The organism is Streptomyces sp. cf386, assembly GCF_900103585.1.
GTDB lineage: Bacteria > Actinomycetota > Actinomycetes > Streptomycetales > Streptomycetaceae > Streptomyces.
Map to the genome: position 1 here is coordinate 200,505 of NZ_FNHV01000011.1, position 19,071 is coordinate 219,575.

At 71.0% G+C, this 19,071-nt stretch carries 13 protein-coding genes and 1 tRNA gene; 8 read left to right on the plus strand and 6 right to left on the minus strand.

Features of this window, described 5'->3' with window-relative positions; all coding sequences use genetic code 11:
• The first annotated feature begins 256 nt into the window (after nucleotides 1-256).
• The gene (locus BLU79_RS27815) at nucleotides 257-2,536 is read left to right on the plus strand and encodes a transglycosylase domain-containing protein (protein ID WP_093908658.1); all 2,280 of its coding nucleotides are present in this window, start codon (nucleotides 257-259) and stop codon (nucleotides 2,534-2,536) included.
• A 162-nt stretch (nucleotides 2,537-2,698) separates the two neighbouring features.
• Here BLU79_RS27815 and BLU79_RS27820 read toward each other — a convergent pair whose 3' ends face one another.
• On the minus strand, nucleotides 2,699-3,163 hold the full coding sequence (locus BLU79_RS27820; RefSeq protein ID WP_093908659.1) for a GatB/YqeY domain-containing protein: 465 nt from the start codon (nucleotides 3,161-3,163) through the stop codon (nucleotides 2,699-2,701).
• Between the two features lie 142 nt (nucleotides 3,164-3,305).
• Between BLU79_RS27820 and BLU79_RS27825 the strand changes: the two genes are divergently transcribed.
• From BLU79_RS27825 to BLU79_RS27845, 5 genes are all read left to right on the plus strand, one after another.
• A complete protein-coding gene (locus BLU79_RS27825; RefSeq protein ID WP_093908660.1) occupies nucleotides 3,306-4,232 on the plus strand; it encodes a metallophosphoesterase in 927 nt (308 codons plus the stop codon).
• A 267-nt stretch (nucleotides 4,233-4,499) separates the two neighbouring features.
• Nucleotides 4,500-5,315, plus strand: coding sequence for a Pr6Pr family membrane protein (locus BLU79_RS27830; protein ID WP_093908661.1), 816 nt, complete (start codon nucleotides 4,500-4,502; stop codon nucleotides 5,313-5,315).
• A 33-nt stretch (nucleotides 5,316-5,348) separates the two neighbouring features.
• Nucleotides 5,349-5,422 (plus strand) — tRNA-Pro (locus tag BLU79_RS27835).
• Between the two features lie 596 nt (nucleotides 5,423-6,018).
• Nucleotides 6,019-10,062, plus strand: a complete 4,044-nt coding sequence (locus tag BLU79_RS27840; RefSeq protein ID WP_093908662.1) for an NACHT and WD repeat domain-containing protein — start codon at nucleotides 6,019-6,021, stop codon at nucleotides 10,060-10,062.
• A 291-nt stretch (nucleotides 10,063-10,353) separates the two neighbouring features.
• Nucleotides 10,354-11,115, plus strand: coding sequence for a glycosyltransferase family 2 protein (locus BLU79_RS27845; RefSeq protein ID WP_093908663.1), 762 nt, complete (start codon nucleotides 10,354-10,356; stop codon nucleotides 11,113-11,115).
• Here BLU79_RS27845 and BLU79_RS27850 read toward each other — a convergent pair.
• The 4 genes from BLU79_RS27850 to BLU79_RS27865 form a co-directional block, all read right to left on the minus strand.
• Nucleotides 11,105-11,293, minus strand: a complete 189-nt coding sequence (locus BLU79_RS27850) for a ferredoxin (protein ID WP_093908664.1) — start codon at nucleotides 11,291-11,293, stop codon at nucleotides 11,105-11,107. The genes BLU79_RS27845 and BLU79_RS27850 overlap by 11 nt on opposite strands.
• Nucleotides 11,294-11,394: 101 nt before the next feature.
• Nucleotides 11,395-12,609 carry an amidohydrolase family protein gene (locus BLU79_RS27855; RefSeq protein ID WP_093908665.1) on the minus strand — a complete coding sequence of 405 codons (1,215 nt, stop codon included), beginning with the start codon at nucleotides 12,607-12,609 and terminating at the stop codon, nucleotides 11,395-11,397.
• A gap of 119 nt (nucleotides 12,610-12,728) precedes the next feature.
• Nucleotides 12,729-13,478 (minus strand): TIGR03943 family putative permease subunit, encoded by a 750-nt coding sequence (locus BLU79_RS27860; protein ID WP_093908666.1) that lies wholly within the window; start codon nucleotides 13,476-13,478, stop codon nucleotides 12,729-12,731.
• Entirely contained in the window at nucleotides 13,475-14,530 is a 1,056-nt protein-coding gene (locus BLU79_RS27865; protein WP_093908667.1) for a permease, read from the minus strand. Before BLU79_RS27865 ends, BLU79_RS27860 begins: the two co-directional genes overlap by 4 nt.
• Before the next feature lie 184 nt (nucleotides 14,531-14,714).
• Between BLU79_RS27865 and BLU79_RS27870 the strand changes: the two genes are divergently transcribed.
• Complete coding sequence (locus BLU79_RS27870; RefSeq protein ID WP_093908668.1) at nucleotides 14,715-16,646, plus strand: NAD-binding protein; 1,932 nt, start codon at nucleotides 14,715-14,717, stop codon at nucleotides 16,644-16,646.
• A 78-nt stretch (nucleotides 16,647-16,724) separates the two neighbouring features.
• On the opposite strand, the gene BLU79_RS27875 is transcribed toward BLU79_RS27870, so the two are convergent.
• The gene (locus BLU79_RS27875; protein ID WP_093908669.1) at nucleotides 16,725-18,569 is read right to left on the minus strand and encodes a S9 family peptidase; all 1,845 of its coding nucleotides are present in this window, start codon (nucleotides 18,567-18,569) and stop codon (nucleotides 16,725-16,727) included.
• 117 nt (nucleotides 18,570-18,686) lie between these two features.
• On the opposite strand from BLU79_RS27875, the gene BLU79_RS27880 reads away from it, so the two are divergent.
• Entirely contained in the window at nucleotides 18,687-19,061 is a 375-nt protein-coding gene (locus tag BLU79_RS27880) for a nuclear transport factor 2 family protein (protein WP_093908670.1), read from the plus strand.
• The last annotated feature ends 10 nt before the right edge of the window (nucleotides 19,062-19,071 follow it).

A 19,071-nucleotide genomic window follows, 5' to 3' on the forward strand; every position in this document is an offset into this window, starting at 1 on the left:
AAAAAAGTTGGGGTACCTCCGGAACGATTCGGGGTCGCCGGACGTATTGATACGTGGCCGCACTGCTGTGACAGTTGAGAGCAGCTTAGGCCAAGGCCTGTGCGCCTGTCCGGCGAATGGGCTGCATCCATCATGCGAGCTCCGCTCGCGGGCAGATGGCTGACTTTGCCGTGCCATGGCCGACATCACTCGCCGGTCCATGCGCACGCACCGGTGGGCCCTCGGTTCGCTCATGTCTACGGTTTAGGCTTCGCTCATGCCAAAGAAGCGCTCGGGCGGTGGTCTGTCGCCAACGCAACAGGCCGCCAAGTTCCTCGGTGTCAGTGTGCTCGCGGGAGCCGTGCTGGCGGGTATCGCGCTGCCTGCCGTCGGCGCACTGGGCCTTGCGGCCAAGGGTTCCGTCGAGAGCTTCGACGAGCTCCCGGCCAACCTCAAGACCCCACCGCTGAGCCAGCGCACCACGATTCTGGACGCCAAGGGCGGTCAGATCGCCACGGTCTACTCGCGCGACCGCACGGTGGTCGACCTCAAGGACATCTCGCCGTACATGCAGAAGGCGATCGTCGCGATCGAGGACTCCCGCTTCTACCAGCACGGCGCGGTCGACCTGAAGGGCGTCCTGCGCGCCCTCAACCGCAACGCCCAGAGCGGCGGCGTCAGCGAGGGCGCGTCCACGCTCACGCAGCAGTACGTGAAGAACGTCTTCGTCGAGGAGGCCGGCGACGACCCGACGAAGGTCGCACAGGCCACCCAGCAGACCATCGGCCGCAAGATCAAGGAGCTGAAGTACGCGATCCAGGTCGAGGAGGAGCTCGGCAAGAAGAAGATCCTCGAGAACTACCTGAACATCACGTTCTTCGGCCAGCAGGCATACGGCGTCGAGGCCGCCGCCGAGCGCTACTTCTCCAAGTCCGCCAAGGACCTCAAGGTCCAGGAGGCGGCCCTGCTCGCCGGCATCGTCCAGTCGCCCAGCCGGTACGACCCGATCAATGACGAGGCCGAGGCCACCAAGCGGCGCAACATCGTCCTGCAGCGCATGGCCGACGTCGGCGACATCTCCCAGGCGGAGGCCGACAAGGCCAAGGAGACACCGCTGGGCCTGAAGGTCAGCAAGCCCAAGAACGGCTGCATCACCGCCGTCAAGGGCGCCAGTTTCTTCTGCAAGTACGTCGAGAAGGTCATCCTCGGCGACCCGGTCTTCGGCAAGGACCGCGAGGCCCGCGCCAAGGTCTGGAACCAGGGCGGACTGACGATCACGACGACCCTCGACCCGCAGGCCCAGGACTCGGTCCAGGACTCGCTCAAGGAGCACGTCTACCAGAAGGACAAGGTCGAGGCCGCGACCACCCTGGTCGAGCCCGGCACCGGCAAGATCCTCGGCATGGGCCAGTCGAAGCCGTACGGCTCCGGCAAGAACGAGACCGAGCTCAACTACTCGGTCGACGCGGCGTACGGCGGCTCCAACTTCGGCTTCCCGACCGGTTCGACGTTCAAGCCGTTCGTGGCGGCGGCCGCGCTGGAGGAGGGGCGACCGCCGACGCAGGAGTACTCCGCTCCGTACCAGATGCCGTATCCGCAGACGGTGCGCGGGTGTGAGAAGGCCTGGGTCAACGACGGCAACTACAAGCTGGAGAACGAGAACGAGTCCGAGGTCGGCCCCTACCGGCTCGAGGACGCCATGGCCAAGTCGGTCAACACCTACTTCGTGCAGATGATCGAGGACATCGGCATGTGCCCGGTCGTCAACATGACCGACAAGCTGCATGTGCGCCAGGGCAACGGCAAGAACATCCCCGAGGTGCCGTCGTCGATGACGCTCGGCTCGACCGGTATCTCGCCGCTCACGATGGCGAGCGCGTACGCCGCCTTCGCGGCCCGCGGTATGTACTGCTCGCCGATCGCCATCGAGTCGATCACGCAGAAGGCGGGCGGCGAGCAGAAGTCGCTGGAGGTGCCGAAGTCGACGTGCTCGCGGGCGATGTCCGAGAAGACCGCGGACACCGTCAACACGCTGCTGGCCGGTGTGGTCGACTCCGGTACGGGTGAGAAGGCCGGTCTCACCGATCGCCAGAGCGCCGGTAAGACCGGTACGACGGACGAACGCCGCAACGCATGGTTCGTCGGCTACACGCCGAACCTCTCCGGCGCCGTCTGGGTCGGCAGCGCCACCCAGGAGGTCAAGATGCGCAACATCACCATCGGCGGCCGGTACCACCCGCTGGTCTTCGGTGGTGAGGTCCCCGGCCCGATCTGGAAGGACGCCATGACCGGCGCCCTCGCGGGCAAGACCGTCGAGAGGTTCAACCTGGTCGACATCCCGAAGCCGGAGCGCGACCGGGGTGACGAGGACGACGAGGACGACGGCAACGGGAACGGCAACCAGAACGGCGGCAACGGCGAGCTCATCGGCGGCCTGGTGGGCGGCGGCAACACCGGCGGCGAGGACGGCGGCACCGTGCCGACCCCGACCTTCTCGATCCCGGAGGGCTGGTGGCAGGGCACATCCAATGGGAACGGCAACGGGGGACGTGGCTGACCGGCTGATCCCGCGAAGGACATGAAGGCATGAATGAGGGGCCCGGCAGAAGCCGGGCCCCTCATCGTGCAACAGAGCCGGATCGGTCGACGGGGCTCGGGACGCCCACCCGCACCAGCGGTCTCAGCCGGCGATCTCAGTCGACGGTCTCAGCCAGCGATCTCAACCGGCGAGCAGCTTCTTCACCACGGCGGCGACCCGGCCGCCCTCCGCCAGACCGGCCACCTTCGGGTTCACGATCTTCATGACCGCGCCCATGGCCCGCGGGCCCTCGGCACCGGCCGCCTTGGCCTCGTCGACGGCCTGGGCGACGATCTGGTTCAGCTCGTCGTCGCTGAGCTGCTTCGGCAGGTACGTGGCGAGCACCTCGCCCTCCGCCTTCTCCCGCTCGGCCTGCTCCGGACGACCACCCTGCGCGAAGGCGTCGGCCGCCTCCCGCCGCTTCTTCGCCTCGCGGGTGATCACCTTCTGCACCTCGTCGTCGGAGAGCTCGCGCTTCTCCTTGCCCGCGACCTCCTCCTTGGTGATCGCGGCGAGCGTCAGCCGGAGCGTCGAGGAGCGGAGCTCGTCGCGCTCCTTGATCGCGGCGTTGAGGTCTTCCTGCAGCTTCGACTTGAGCGTGGTCATGGGGTCGATTGTCGCAGGTGTGGGGAGCGGAACGCCCGTTGATTTCAAGGGACCTGCGCGCAGACGCCGGATCGGAGGCGGTCGAGGGCTACGGGGTACTGGGCTGCACGGGGGTACTCCACCGGTCTGACACGATGGTCGTATGCGCGCGCAATACGGAGTACCCCTGGGCATCGCGGCGGTCGGCGCCGCCGGTCTGCTGTATTCGGCGGGTTTCGAGGCCCGTTCCTTCCGCCTGCGACGGGTGACGGTGCCCGTTCTGCCCGCCGGTATGCGCCCGCTGCGGGTGCTCCAGGTCTCCGACATCCACATGGTGAGCGGCCAGCGCAAGAAGCAGCGCTGGCTGCGCTCGCTGGCCGGCCTGCGCCCCGACTTCGTGATCAACACCGGCGACAACCTCTCCGACCCCGAGGGCGTGCCGGAGGTGCTGGACGCGCTGGGCCCCTTGATGGAGTTCCCCGGCGCGTACGTCTTCGGCTCGAACGACTACTACGGCCCGAAGCTGCGCAACCCCGCCCTGTACCTACTGGAGAAGGCCCAGGGCCGCCACGGCCTGAACGGCAACGCGCCCGCCGTCGGCGTGATCCACAACCCCTGGGAGGACCTGCGCGACGGCTTCGACGCCGCGGGCTGGCTCAACCTGACGAACACCCGGGGGACGCTGAAGGTCGAGGGCGAGTCGGTGGAGCTCACCGGCCTGGACGACCCGCACATCAAGAGGGACCGCTACGCGCAGGTGGCCGGCGGTCCGTCGGGCGCCGCCGACTTCGCGATGGGCGTGGTGCACGCGCCGTACCTGCGGGTGCTGGACTCGTACACGGCCGACGACTACCCCCTGGTCCTGGCCGGCCACACCCACGGCGGCCAGCTCCGCATCCCCTTCTACGGCGCCCTGGTCACCAACTGCGACCTGAACACGGACCGAGCGCGGGGCCTGTCCACGCACACGGCGGAGGGTCGCACGGCCTACCTCCACGTCTCGGCGGGCTGCGGCACGAACCGCTATACGCCGTTCCGGTTCGCTTGCCCGCCGGAGGCGACGTTGCTGACGTTGGTGGGGCGGGAGTAGCCGGGAGCAGACCGGCCGGGGCAGGGGCCTGAGCGGACGGGCCCGAGCGGATGGCCCTGAGCGGACGGACTGGAGCGGACGGTCCTGAGCGGACGGGCTGGAGCGGACGGGCTGGAGCGGACGGGCTTGAGCGGACGGGCTGGAGCGGACGGGCTGGAGCGGACGGGCTGGAGCAGGGAAGAGAAGGGCGAATCAGAAAGGCCGACCGGGTAACCCGCACGGATTACCCGTATCGCCCGATTCGTCCAACCTGCTTAGCGTGAGGGCATGACCGCCCCGATACCCAGGGACATCCCGGATCTCCCCCCGATACCGGGCATCCCCGTGCTCATGCCCTCCCATGTGCCCGCCACGGCGGTGATGACCCCCGTCTGCCGCCCCCTGACCGCCGTGTACCGCCTACTGGTCGCACTGGTCGCCACCGCGGCGGTGACCCTCGAAATGACTCTCGGCACCCCAGGTCCACTGCGCACCCTGAGTCACTTCGCGATCCAGAGCAACATTCTGCTGGCCCTGGTCCTCGCCCTCGCCGCCCGCCGCGCCTGGACCGCCCGCCGCCCGCTGCCGTCGGCCCTGACGGGCGCCACGCTGCTGTACGCCGTGACCACGGGCCTCGTCTACCACCTGCTGCTGGCGACCGACGCGAGCTCCTTCGCGCTCCCCGGCGTCCTCACCGGCGAGGCCACCGCCCCGACAGGCTGGCACGCGATCACCAACCAGATCCTGCACACGGCGATGCCACTCGCGGCCGTACTGGACTGGCTGCTCCTGACAGCCCCCGGCCAACTGCGCCTACGACGGACGGCGACCTGGATGCTCTACCCCGTCACCTACCTGGCGTTCTCCCTCGTCCGAGGCGAACTCCTGGCCCCCGACACCCCGGGCCGCTATCTCTACCCCTTCCTCGACGTCGCCCGGCACGGCTACAAGAGCGTCCTCGGAAACGCCCTCCTCCTCGGCCTCGCCATCTACGCCCTGGCCATCGCCCTCGTGGCCCTCGACCACACCCGCCCCAACCCGATCCGCCGACGCGTCCGCCACCGCCCAGAAACCGGATTTCGTCTCCAGCCACCGGTGGGCTAAAGTAAACGTCGTCGCCGCGAGAAGCAGCGACATCGGGGTGTAGCGCAGCTTGGCAGCGCGCTTCGTTCGGGACGAAGAGGTCGTGGGTTCAAATCCCGCCACCCCGACGCCAATCAGAGGGCCAATCGCTTGATCGCGATTGGCCCTCTGTCGTGTTCGGGGACCAAAGGGAAGCCAATCGCAATGGCTCAGGTGCAGCCCCCTCAGAAGTGGCCGCCCTCTACGCGACCGCCCCGGAGGAGCGGCTGCTGACGCGGGTCCGCCCCTCGCTTCCCGATGACGTGTCACCGGTCGACCTCTGAGTTCTCGCCCGTCAAGTGGAACCGCATCGTCCGGCACCGGTCCCTCCCCTCGTGGGGACCGGTGCCGGACGGGCGGCGTGATGTCGATCCGTGTGGTGACCCGGCCTTGGTGGTCCGGCGGCGGGTCAGTGGATCGAGCGGGTTCGGAGTGGGTCGAGCGGGTGTGGATCGGGCCGTGGTGGAAAGTGACCGAGAACATGCGGCGCCATAAGTGGTCTCTCCGAGCTCTGGGCTGGTGGCCTGTCCGGGCGACGATCGAGAGCTGCGCTCTTGCGTCATGATCCTGCCAGTCGAGGGTGCCGACGAGGAGGTTCCGGTCTCCGGATGCCCCCTTAGTCGCAGGTCAGCCGTATAAAGTGAGTTTTCCGGTCCGGATGACCACGTACGGCGGAAGTGAAGGAGTGGAGGCTTTGAGTTCCGACTCCGGGGCACGCCCGGCCTTCGCGGAACGGCTCGCGTTGCTGTACAAGGAGGCCGGCAACCCTCCGCTCAAGAGCGTGGCCGAGGCGGTCGTCCGGTTACAGCGGGTCGATGAGCGGGGGCGGCCCGTACGGGTGTCCGCTCAGCGGATCAGTGACTGGCGGCGGGCCAAGAACGTGCCTGCCCAGTTCGCCGCCCTGCAGGCCGTGTTGCACGTCCTGATCCCGCAGGCCCGGCGCGCGCGGCCGACGCCCGTGTCCGCGGGGTTGTACGACCTGGGCCAGTGGCAGCGGCTGTGGGAGCGGGCGACCTCGGGGGAAGAGGAGGAGCAGGCTCCGGTCGAGGCCCCGGCCGTTTCCGGTGGGGTGTGTCCTTACCGCGGGCTGGCCTCGTACCGGCAGCAGGACGCCCGGTGGTTCTTCGGCCGGGAGCGGAGCACGGACGCCCTGGTCGCCCAGCTCCGCACCGTGGAGAAGACCGGCGGCGGTCTGGTCATGCTGGTCGGCGCCTCGGGGGCCGGGAAGTCCTCCCTGTTGAACGCCGGTCTGGTGCCCGCCCTGCGGGACGGCGCCCTCAGCGGTGAGAGCGGGCAGGCGAGCACCGTCGTACAGCTCGTGCCGGGCAGCGATCCGCTGGGCGAGCTGGCCCGCCGGATACCGGAACTCGCGGACGTCGTCCGTTCCTCGGCGGCGCTGGCCCAAAAGGGGCGCTCCGCGGAACCCTCGGCCGACTCGGACGGGGTCGAGGACCACGGCGACACCGAGCTGTGCGCCGACTTCGTGCGGGCCACCCGCGACGCTCTGCGCGCCTGGGCCCGGCGTGAGGCCTCCTCGGCGGCTCCTGCCGTGCTCATCGTCGACCAGTTCGAGGAGACCTTCACCCTCTGCCCCGACGAGCTGGACCGACGTACCTTCGTCCATGTTCTTCATGCCGCCTGCACGTCGCCCACAGCGGACGACCCCGCCCCCGTGCTCGTCGTTCTCGGTATCCGTGCCGACTTCTACGAGCAGTGCCTGGCCCACCCCGAGTTGGCCGACGCGCTGCAGCACCGGCACATGGTGCTCGGGCCGCTGACGACCTCGGAGTTGCGGGAGGCCGTGACCGGGCCGGCCAAGGCCGTGGGGCTGGAGTTGGAGCCGGGGCTGGCCGAGCTGATCGTGCGGGAGGTGAGTGCGGACGGGCCCCGCGGTACGCATGACGCGGGGGTGTTGCCGCTGCTCTCGCACGCGCTGCTCGCCACCTGGCAGCGGCGCAAGGCCGGGCGGCTGACGCTGGCCGGGTACCGGGCGGCCGGCGGTATTCAGGGGGCCGTGGCCGCCACCGCCGAGAGTGCCTGGTCCGGCCTCGATCCGGCGGCGCGCACCGCCGCGCGGCTGCTGCTGCTCAGGCTGGTCCGGCTCGGCGAGGACACCCAGGCGACCCGGCGACGCGGGACCCGGCGGCAGCTGGCGGCGGAGTCGACGGATCCGGGCAAGACGGAGGAGTCGCTGGAGGCGCTGGTCCAGGCCCGGCTGGTGACGCTGGACGCGGAGTCCGTGGAGATCACCCACGAGGCGCTGCTCCATGCCTGGCCGCGGCTGCGGGACTGGATCGACGACGACCGGCAGGGCAATCTGCTGCGCCAGCGGCTGGAGGAGGACGGCCGGGCCTGGGAGGAGTCCGACCGGGACACCTCCCTGTTGTACCGGGGCTCCCGGCTGGAGCAGGCGCACGGCTGGGTGCGGTCCGCCGGGGACAGGTTCCTGACCCGGAGCGCGGTGGAGTTCCTGGCCGCCTCGGTCCGGCTGCGCAGGCGCACGGTGTGGATCATGCGGAGCGGGGTCGCGGCGCTGGTCGCGCTGGCGTTGCTGGCCGCCGGTACGGCGGTGGTCGCCTGGCAGCAGCGGGACGACGCCGTGTTCGCGCAGGTGCTCGCCGAGGCCGACCGCGTCCAGGACACCGATCCGTCGCTGTCCGCCCAGCTCGACCTCGTGGCCCATCGGCTGCGCCCGGACGACGAGGGCGCGAACAGCCGGCTGATCTCGATCGTCAACGCGCCCCTGGCCACCCCGCTCCTCGGCCACACCGGCGCCGTCTACCTCACCACGTTCAGCCCGAACGGCCGCCTCCTGGCCACCGCCAGCTACGACCGCACCGTACGCCTGTGGGACGTGAGCGACCGCGCCCGGCCCAAGCCGCTGGGCGGCCCCCTCACCGGCCACACCAGCTGGGTGAGCAGCGCCGTCTTCAGCCCCGACGGCCGCACCCTGGCGAGCGCCGGCGACGACGGCACGATCCGGCTGTGGGACGTACGGGACCCCGCACACCCGTCGCTCCTCGGGGCGCCCCTGACCGGCCACAAGGGCACGATCTACCTGATCGCGTTCAGTCCGGACGGCCGTACCCTGGCCTCCGCCGGCGACGACAGCACCGTACGCCTCTGGAACGTGGGCGACCCGGCCCGGCCGAAGGCGCTCGGCGCGCTCACCGGGCACACCGCCGCCGTGCGGTCGGTGGCGTTCAGCCCCGACGGGCGCACGCTGGCGGCGGGCGGCGACGACGACACGATCCGGCTGTGGAACACGGCCGATCCCCGTCGCCCGGAGCCGGTCGGCACGGCGCTGACCGGGCACACGGATCTCGTGCACTCGGTGGCCTTCAGCCCCGACGGCCGCACTCTCGCCAGTGGCAGCGCGGACGACACGATCCGGCTGTGGAAGGTCTCCGATCCGGCGCACGCGGCACCGATCGGCTCGCCGCTGACCGGGCACACCGGCCCCATCTGGTCCGTGGCCTTCAGCCCCGACGGCGGCCGACTCGCCGCGGCCAGCGCGGACAGCACCGCGAGCCTGTGGAACGTCTCCGATCCGGCGTCGCCCTCGCAGATCGGCGAGCCGCTCGCGGGCAGCAGCGGCGAGATGTTCGCCCTGGGGTTCAGCCCGGACGGCCGCACCCTCGCCACCGGCAGCGGTGACAGCAAGGTCCGCCTGTGGTCGGTACCCACGCTGGACATGACCGGCCGCAGCGGTGCGTTCCGCCCGGACGGGAAGGTCCTCGCCACGGCCGCGCGCGACGGCCGGATCCGGCTGTGGAACGTGTCGGCTCCCGACCGGCCCGTGCCCCTGGGCACACCGTTCATGCCCGCGGACGGCTACGGGCGTTCCATGGCGTTCTCCCCCGACGGCCGCACCCTCGCCGTCCGGACCGGACACCACGCGCTGTTTCTGTGGAACGTCTCCGACCCGGCCCGACCGACGCTCACCGGATCGCCCCTCACCCTGCGTACCCGCTTCGCAGGCGCGGACTCCCTGGCCTACAGCCCGGACGGACGCATCCTGGCGACCGCCTACGAGGACCGCACCATCCAGCTGTGGGACGTCCGCGACCCGTCCCGCGCCGTTCCGCTCGGCGCCCCGCTGACCGGCCACAAGGGCTACGTCAACGCCCTCGCCTTCAGCCGCGACGGCTCCGTGCTCGCCAGCGGTGGCGCGGACAACACCCTGCGGCTGTGGAACGTGTCCGACCCGCGGCACGTCACCCCCCTCGGGGGGCCCGTCACGGGCCATGCGGGCCCCGTCAACACGCTGGTCTACAGCCCGGACGGCCATACGCTCGCCAGCGGCGGCGACGACGACACGGTACGGCTCTGGGACGTCAGCGACCCGCGTGCGGCGACCTCGCTGGGGTCCCCCCTCATCGGCCACACCGAGGCGGTCGTGTCGCTGACGTTCAGCCAGGACGGCCACACCCTCGCCAGCGGTGGCGACGACAACACGGTCCTGCTGTGGAACGTCACCCGGCCGTCCGACGCCTCCTCCATCGGCCGGGCGATGAGCCCCAACGCCAGGACGGGCAACTTCCTGTCGTTCAGCCCGGCGAGGCACATGCTCGGCGTCTCCAGCGGCAGCGACACCGTACGGCTGTGGAACCTGGACGTGGACCAGGCGATCCGCCGGGTCTGCTCGACCACGCGGGGTGTGCTGACGCGGGAGAAGTGGGACGAGTATCTGCCGCGGCTGTCGTACGAGCCGCCGTGCGCGAAGTAGGCCTGTACGCCGACTGAGAGCTGCCTGTGTGCTCGGTGGAGGTGGTCCGTGCACTCGATGGAGGTAATCCGTGCGCTCAGTGATGGAGCAGAAACGCATGTGACATGACGAGGGCCCACTGGACAGCGGTTTCCGTGATCCCGGTCACAACCCCTCCACGTAGCCGATCAGTCGGCTCCCGCCGGAGAGGCAGCCTTGTTACTGTGGAGACAGCCCGATCGCTGGTGCATCCCCCGTCGCCAGCGATCGGGCCTTCGCATGTCCGGAGCCGGAAAGGTGGTGGGCCCCGCAATGACCCGGCGCCTCATCGTCGTCACCGCTGTGCACGGCCCTTCGGCGGCGTTCCTGCCGGAGGCCTACGCGTCGCTGGACGCGCAGGAGTTGCCCGCGGGCTGGGAGTGGCACTGGGTGATCCAGGAGGACGGCAGAACGGACCAGGTCCGCCCGTACGTCCCCAACGACGCGCGTGTGACCTTCCGTCAGGGCCGTCCCGGGGGCCCCGGAGTGGCCCGCACCATCGCGCTCGCGCACGCCGAGGGCGAGTACGTGAAGATCCTGGACGCCGACGACCGGCTCACGCCGGGGACGCTGGCCCGGGACGTGGCCGTCCTGGAGGCCGACGGCACGGTCGGCTGGACGACCTCCCGCGTCCTGGACCTCCTGCCCGACGGCACGACGGCCGGTTTCCCCCACGACCCCGACGACGGGCCGATCGAGCCCGGCGCCGTACTCGACTTCTGGAAGGCCAACGACTTCCGCGCCCAGGTCCACCCGGCGACCCTCTGCGTACGCCGCGACCTGCTGCTCGGCCTCGGCGGCTGGATGGCGCTGCCGGCGTCGGAGGACACGGGCCTGCTGCTCGCGCTGGGCGCCGTGAGCCGGGGCTGGTTCTCGGCGGAGGTGGGGCTGCTCTACCGGAAGTGGGAGGGGCAGATGACGGGTCAGCCGGCCCACGTGGACGCGACGGAGCGGGCGGCGCGGATGGCGGTGGTGGAGGCCAGGGCGCGGGCGCTGGGCTCGTTCGGGTGGCGCTGTCCGCCCGCTACTCGCTGAGGGAGATGGCCTGGGACGGGCACTTCTCGACGGCCTCCCGCACCTGCGGATCGCCCCCGCTGTCCTCCCGTCCCGCTCGCACGACGCCGTACTCGTCCACGAACTCGAAGACCGACGGGGCGCGGTGGACGCACTCGGCCGAGCCGTAACAGAGGTTCGAGTCGATGGAAACCTTCATCCGCGCTCCCGCCGTGGACCGTCGCTGGGCTTTCACGACTCCCCTGCCCAGCCGCCGAGCCCTCCTAATCCTCGGTGATCCTCAGCGCCTTCCGCCACGTCTCATTGATCAAAGGGGAGTTCGAGCATCCGGATCGCGTTTCCGCGCAGCAGCTTGTAGGCCACCTCGGCGGAGAGCCCGCCCACGTGCTCCTCGGCCACCCGCTTCGTCTCCGGCCAGGTCGAGTCGACGTGCGGATAGTCCGTCTCGAAGGTGGCGTTGTCGACGCCGACCGTCTCGATCGCCTCGATGCCGTGCTTGTCCCGGAAGAAGCAGCAGAAGATCTGGCGGTAGTAGTACGTCGACGGCGGCTCCGGGATCAGGTCCTTCACGCCGCCCCAGGCCCGGTGCTCCTCCCAGACGTCGTCCGCACGCTCCAGGGCGTACGGGATCCAGCCCATCTGGCCCTCGCTGTACGCCAGTTTGAGCCGGGGGAACTTCACCAGGACCCCGGAGAAGAGGAAGTCCATCATCGACGCCATGGCGTTGTTGAAGCTCAGCGAGGCCTGGACGGCGGGCGGGGCGTCGGGGGACGCGGCCGGCATCTGCGACGAGGACCCGATGTGCATGTTGACGACCGTGCCGGTCTCCTCGCAGGCCGCGAAGAACGGGTCCCAGTAACCGGAGTGGATGGACGGCAGCCCCAGATAGGTGGGGATCTCGCTGAACGTCACCGCCCGCACCCCGCGCGCCGCGTTGCGGTGGATCTCGGCGACCGCGAGGTCGATGTCCCACAGCGGGATCAGGCAGAGCGGGATCAACCGGCCGCCGCTGTCGCCGCACCACTCCTCGACCATCCAGTCGTTGTAGGCGCGCACGCACGCAAGCCCGACCTCCTTGTCCTTGGCCTCCGCGAAGGTCTGGCCGCAGAAGCGCGGGAAGGTCGGGAAGCAGAGCGAGGCCTCGACATGGTTGATGTCCATGTCCGCGAGCCGCGCCTTGGGGTCCCAGCAGCCGCGTCGCATCTGCTCGCGGGTGATGCCGTCGAGCGTCATCTCGTCCCGGGAGAAGCCGACGGCCGCGATGATGCGTTTGTAGGGGAAGAGGTCGCCCTCGTACTCCCACCAGTCGGTGAGCTGGCCGTCCGGGTCCGTGGTGAAGCGGTACTTCCCGCCGATGTACTCGAGTTCGCCGATGCCGGCGGTGAGGGGCTTCGGGCCCCGGTCCCGGTATTTGGCCGGGAGCCAGGTCTCGAAGAGGTGCGCGGGCTCGATCACGTGATCGTCCACGCTGATGACCCTGGGCAGGTCCTCCGTGCCGCTCTCGGTACTGGCCACGCCTACCTCCTGCTGCTGCGCTGCTGCCTGCCGGTGTCCTGACCCACTGAATCTGACGACCCATCAGATTTAGGTTCAGGTTAGGGCGCGTCCAGAGGAGCGGCAAGAGAGCGCACGCGTCAGCTGTTCCAGCTCTCGTCGTACGGGTCCTTCGGCGCCGGCGCCGGCTTCGCCTCCGTGACCTCGATGTACGGGATCGGGCCGCCGTTGACCGGATCCTTGGCGCGGCGCGCGGTGTAGCTGCCGGTGACCTGGAGCCAGGTGTCCGGCTGGAGGACCGGCGGGACCTGGCCGGTCAGGGCGACCTTGACCGGCTGGGCGTCGGCGGCGCAGCAGTTGAGGGCCATGCGGACGAGGTAGGGGGTGCCGTCGCGGTCCAGGGCCAGGAAGCCGGTGAGCTGGACGCGGCGGCCTTGCAGGGTGCGGCCGTGGTCGTAGACGGCGCGGCCCGCGTAGTCGACCACGCTGAGGGGCAGGGGGTCGGCGGCCGGGAGGGCGGGGTAGGCGAGGGGTTCCTGGAGGGCGGTGCCGGTGCGGGTCGCGCTGTAGGAGCCGAGGGCGGGCGGGGCCACCAGGATCAGGGCGAGGAGGGGGAGGACGAGGAGCCAGGCGACCCGGGGTTCGTGGTGGGTGTGGCCCGCTTCGGCCTCGTGGCCCTCCCCTTCGGCCTCGTGGCCCTTCTGCCGCCGCGCCCGCTTCCACTCGTACCAGACGGTCGCCACCGCCGCCGCGATCAGCACCGCGCCGGCCGCCAGCACCAGCGGGCGCAGGCCCTGCTTGACGTACCGCAGATAGAGGTCGGTCGTGCCCGCGTGCAGCAGGGACGCGCCGAGCAGGAACAGGACCGCCGACTGGGCCTGACGGTTCACAGGATCACCGCCCCGACCAGTGCCGACACGACCACGGCCAGCGCGAAGGTGGCCGGTGCGAAGCGCAGGGCGAAGGCGCGGCCGAAGGTGCCCGCCTGCATCGCGAACAGCTTCAGGTCGATCATCGGGCCGACGACGAGGAAGGTGAGCCGGGCCGTCAACGAGAACTGCGACAGCGACGCCGCCACGAACGCGTCCGCCTCCGAGCAGATCGACAGCACGACGGCGAGGACCGCGAGGGCGAGGACCGACAGCACCGGATTGTCGGCCGCCGTGCTCAGCCACGTCTCCGGAACCACCGCCTTGAGCGTCGCCGCCGCCATCGCGCCGACCACCAGGAAGCCGCCCGCGTGCATCACGTCGTGCCGGACGGAGCCCCAGAACGCCTCGCCCTTGCTCTGGCCGTCGTAGGACATGGGGGAGGGCGGTCGCAGCCAGTCGGTACGGCCGAGGCGCAGCCACAGCCAGCCCATCGCGCACGCCACCAGCAGGCTCGCGACCAGGCGGGCGAGGACCATCTCCGGGTTGCCGGGGAAGGCGACCGCCGTCGCCGTCAGCACGATCGGGTTGATCGCGGGGGCGGACAGCAGGAACGTCAGCGCCGCGGCCGGGGTGACACCGCGCCGGACCAGCGCCCCGGCCACCGGCACGGACGCGCACTCGCAGCCCGGCAGCACCGCGCCCGCCGCACCGGCGACCGGGACGGCGAGGGCGGGGCGGCCGGGCAGGGCGCGGGCGAAGAAGGACGGCGGCACGAACACCGCGATCGCCGCCGAGAGCAGCACGCCGAGGACCAGGAAGGGCAGCGCCTGCACCATCACCGCGACGAACACCGTCGTCCAGCTCTGCATCACCGGAGCGGAGAGCGCGCGGCGGATCGGGCTCTGGAGGAGCACCAGCACGAGCAGGAGCATGGTGAGCAGGAGCGGGGAGTTGAGGTGCCTGCCTTCCTCGGCCCGCTCCCCCGTCGTCCGGCGGTTGTCGCGATCGTCGCCGTCGTCTCGGCCGTCGCGGTCGTCGGTCCCCTGCGGGACCGCTTTGGTGATCGCCACGGGCGAGGTACCTCCGGTGGTGCGGAAGGGCGCTGGTTTCCCTCCCCTCCAGTACGGCTGGACGGGCGTGGGCGTTCAGGGTTTGTCGAAGATCGCGTCTGGAACCACCCGTCACATTGAGGCAGTCTTTCCCCTTGTGGGGAGCGTTCCGAATCAGGGCTTAGCAAGTGACACCGCCACGCACATGGTGGTGTGCGGCGACGACGGGCTGGCACATCGGCTGGCCGCCGAACTGCGTGATGTGTACCGCGAACAGGTCACGCTCGTCGTGCCGCCCTCCGAACGGACGGTACGGCCACCGGTCGTGGGCCGGGCCCGGGCCGCGTCGGCGGCACTGTTCGACCGGATGGTGAACGCGGCCGTCAACCGGGCGGGCAGCGGGACCGGCGGCGCCGGCGGCGGCAGTGAACCGGCCGGGAGCATCCGGGTGGTGGAGGCCGCGGAGGCCACCGAGGAGAAACTCGCCGAGGCGGGCGTCGAACAGGCCGCCGCGCTCGCCCTCGTCTATGACGACGACGAGACCAACATTCGCGCCGCCCTCACCGCCCGCCGACTCAACCCCCGCCTCCGGCTCGTCCTGCGCCTCTACAACCGCCGGTTGGGCCAGCACATCGAGGAACTCCTCGACCAGGCCGCCGCGTTGGCGACGGGCGTCGGCGACGCCGGTCTGGACGCCTCCACGACCGTGCTGTCCGACGCCGATACGGCCGCCCCCGCGCTGGCCGCCACCGCCGTCGCCGGCACCACCAAGGTCGTCCAGACGGACGGCCTGCTGCTGCGCGCGGTGGAGCGCCCGCCCCTGCGCCCGGGGCAGACGCCGCCCTCCGGGCTGGCCACACTGGCCGTGCTGTCCAGCAACGACCCGGCCGGGGCGGACAGTTCGGACGGCAACGGCGAGCACGGTCCGCTGCTGTTGCCGGACGCGGCGGAGGTGCGGGGCGCCACGGGGCGGGGGACGGTCGTCCTGGAGCAGGTGTCGTACGCGGGCCCGACGCTGCCGTCCGGCAGAGGAGTCGTGCCGTCCTTCGGGTCGCTGTTCTCACGCCGGTTGAGGTGGTCGCTGGCGGGACTGGTGGGGTGTGTGGCGGCGCTGGCCGTGGCGCTGACGCTGGTGACCGGGGAACACCCGCTCTACGCGACCTACATGACCCTCCTCGACCTCTTCGCCATCAACGAACCCGCGCTGCACGAGTCCCTGGCCCGGCAGATCCTCCAACTCCTGTCCGGGCTGATGGGACTGCTGCTGCTTCCCGTGCTGCTGGCGGCGGTGCTGGAGGCGCTGGGCACGTTCCGATCCACGTCCGCGCTGCGCAAACCGCCGCGCGGGCTGGGTGGTCATGTGGTGCTGCTCGGGCTGGGCAAGATCGGCACCCGGGTGCTGACCCGGCTGCGGGAACTGCACATTCCCGTGGTGTGCGTCGAGGCCGACCCCGAGGCGCGGGGGATGGCGACGGCTCGGCGGCTGCGGGTGCCGGTGGTGCTCGGGGACGTCACCCAGGAGGGCGTCCTGGAGGCGGCCAAGATCCATCGGGCGCATGCGCTGCTCGCGGTGACCAGCGCGGACACGACGAACCTCGAGGCCGCCCTGTACGCCCGCTCCGTCCGCCCCGACCTGCGGGTGGTCCTGCGGCTGTACGACGACGACTTCGCCACCGCCGTCTACCGCACCCTGCGTGCCGCGCACCCCCATGCCTCCACCCGGAGCCGGAGCGTGACGCATCTGGCCGCGCCCGCGTTCGCCGGGGCGATGATGGGGCGGCAGATCCTGGGGGCGATTCCCGTCGAGCGGCGGGTGCTGCTGTTCGCGGAGGTGGATGTGGCCGGTCATCCACAGCTTGAGGACAAGACCGTCGGCGAGGCCTTCCGGGCGGGTGCCTGGCGGGTGCTGGCACTGGACCGGACCTCGCGGGAGGAGCGCCGCGACGATCGCCGGGAGGAACCGGCGGCCGAGGAGGCGTACGAGGACGCCGGCCGGGCGGGCGATGTGTCGGGGTGGGTGTGGGATCTGCCCGACTCGTACGTCCTCCAGAAGGACGACCGGGTGGTGCTGGCGGCCACGCGGAGGGGGTTGGCGGAGCTGCTGGGGAGGCGGTCGCGGGAGCGGGCGGGGGCGTAGGGCTCCGCCACTTCGACACCGGGGGTCTGGCGGCTGCCGCCCCCAGACCCCCGCTTCGGCCCCGAAAGGGCCTCGTCCTCAAACGCCGGACGGGCTGGAGGGCTTCAAGTGCCGCTCCGCGAAGTCCAGTTCCAGTCGCACCTGCTTGATCCGCTCGTCCACCACCAGCGAGCCGTGCCCGGCGTCGTAGCGGTACACCTCGTGGACCGCGCTCCGGGCCTCCAGGCGCTTCACGTAGTTGTCGATCTGGCGGATCGGGCAGCGTGGGTCGTTCACGCCGGCCGAGATGTAGACCGGGGCCGTCACCTGGTCCACGTACGTCAGCGGGGACGATGCCTCGAAGCGGTCCGGGACCTCCTCCGGGGTGCCGCCGAGGAGGGTGCGGTCGAGGGCCTTCAGGGACTCCATCTCGTCGTGGTACGCGGTGACGTAGTCGGCGACCGGGACCGCCGCGATGCCCACCGTCCACGCGTCCGGCTGGGTGCCGAGGCCGAGGAGGGTGAGGTAGCCGCCCCACGAACCGCCGGTCAGGACGGTGCGGGCCGGGTCGGCCAGGCCGGACGTCACCGCCCATTCCCGTACCGCCGCGATGTCCTCCAGCTCGATCAGTCCGACCCGGTGCTTGAGCGCGTCCGTCCACGCGCGGCCGTAGCCCGTCGAGCCGCGGTAGTTCACTCGTACGACCGCGTAGCCGTGGTCCACCCAGGCCGCCGGGCCCGCCGCGAACGCGTCGCTGTCGTGCCAGGTCGGGCCGCCGTGGATGTCGAAGACGGTGGGGAGGGGGCCCTCGACGCCCGCGGGGCGCTGCACGAGTGCGTGGATGCGGCCGCCGGGGCCCTCCACCCACACGTCCTCCACCGGGACCGAGCCGGGGGACTTCATGCCGGGCGGGTCCAGCACGACCTGTCCCGTCGTCGACCGCACCGCCGACGGCTCCGCCGCCGACGACCACAGATACTCCACGCTGCCGTCCGGCCGGGCCGTCGCCCCGGACACCGAGCCCGCCGGGGTCGGGATCCGCACCAGCTCACGCCCGGCCAGGTCGTAACGGAACAGCTCGCTGCGCGCCTCGAAGCTGTGCGCGATCAGCAGGCCGGTGCCGTCGGGATACCACTCCGCGCTCACATCACCGGGCAGGTCCAGCGCGAGGTCCGTCTCCCCCCCCGTCGCCACGTCCCACACCAGCGGCTCCCAGCGGCCCCGCCTCTGGTGGCCGATGAGCAGGCGGGGGTCGCCGTCGACCGGGGCGAAGCCCAGGACCTCCAGGCCCAGCTCCTCGGTGCCGCCCTTGGTGTCGTCGAGTTCGGCGACCGCCGTGCCGTCGGGGCGCAGGACACGCAGCGCCGAGTGCATCGCGTCGCCGTGCTCGGTGTGCTCGACGGCGATCAGCGTGCCGTCGTGCGAGAGGTCGCCGACGCCCGCGGACTCGCGGTGGCGGTAGAGCTCCGTCGGGGGCTCGCCGGTGCGGGCCAGATGGATCGTCGTGCCCTCCTCGTCGGTGGAGCGGCCGACGATCGCCGTACGGCCGTCACGGCCGAGGGCGAGGCCGGCCGGGTACGACGGGTCCAGACCCGGCGCCGCGAGCTCGTCCTCGCCGCCGCCGAAGCGCTGGCGGCGCCAGACTCCGAACTCGTCGCCGTCCTTGTCGTCGAACCACCAGATCCATGTGCCGTCCGGGGAGAGCACGCCGTCCGTCGTGCCGTTCGGCCGGTCGGTCACCTGGCGCTGCTCGCCCGTCGACCGGTCCCAGGCGTACAGCTCGTACGTCCCCGTCGCGTTCGACACGAACAGCGAACGGTCCGGGGCGTCCTCCGCCCAGTCGGGCAGCGACACTCGGGGCGCCCGGAAGCGCTTCTCCCACTCCGGCATGTCCTTGTCCTGCATCTGGTGATCCCGCGAATCGGACCCGTGGCTCTCAGTCATGGCCCCATAGTGCCTGGCCCGACCGACAATCCGCTGGAGAGGTCCCCAGCCTGTGGATAACTGAGGCATCTGGGCAGGTCACGGCGATTGTCAGTGGTGGGGTGCAGACTGCTTGGCATGACCGATCTGCGGAAGACAGTCGAGAGGTTCTGGGCCACCGCCGCGGCCCGGGAGTGGGACGCGTTCGCGGACACCCTGGCCGAGGACGTGACGTACACGCTGCCCCAGACACGGGAGCGGATCAGCGGCCGGGAGCGGTACGTGCAGTTCAACCGGGAGTATCCGGGGGACTGGCGGCTGCGCATCGAGCGGATCATCGCCGAGCCGGGCCAGGTCGTGAGCTGGATCCACTTCACGGTGGGGCTGGAGGAGATGTACGGCATCTCCTTCTTCACGGGGGACGAGAGCGGCCGCATATCCACGGTTACGGACTTCTGGCCGGAGCCGTACGAGCCCCCTGCGGGCCGGGAACACCTCGTCGAGCGGTACTGACCCCGCGGCC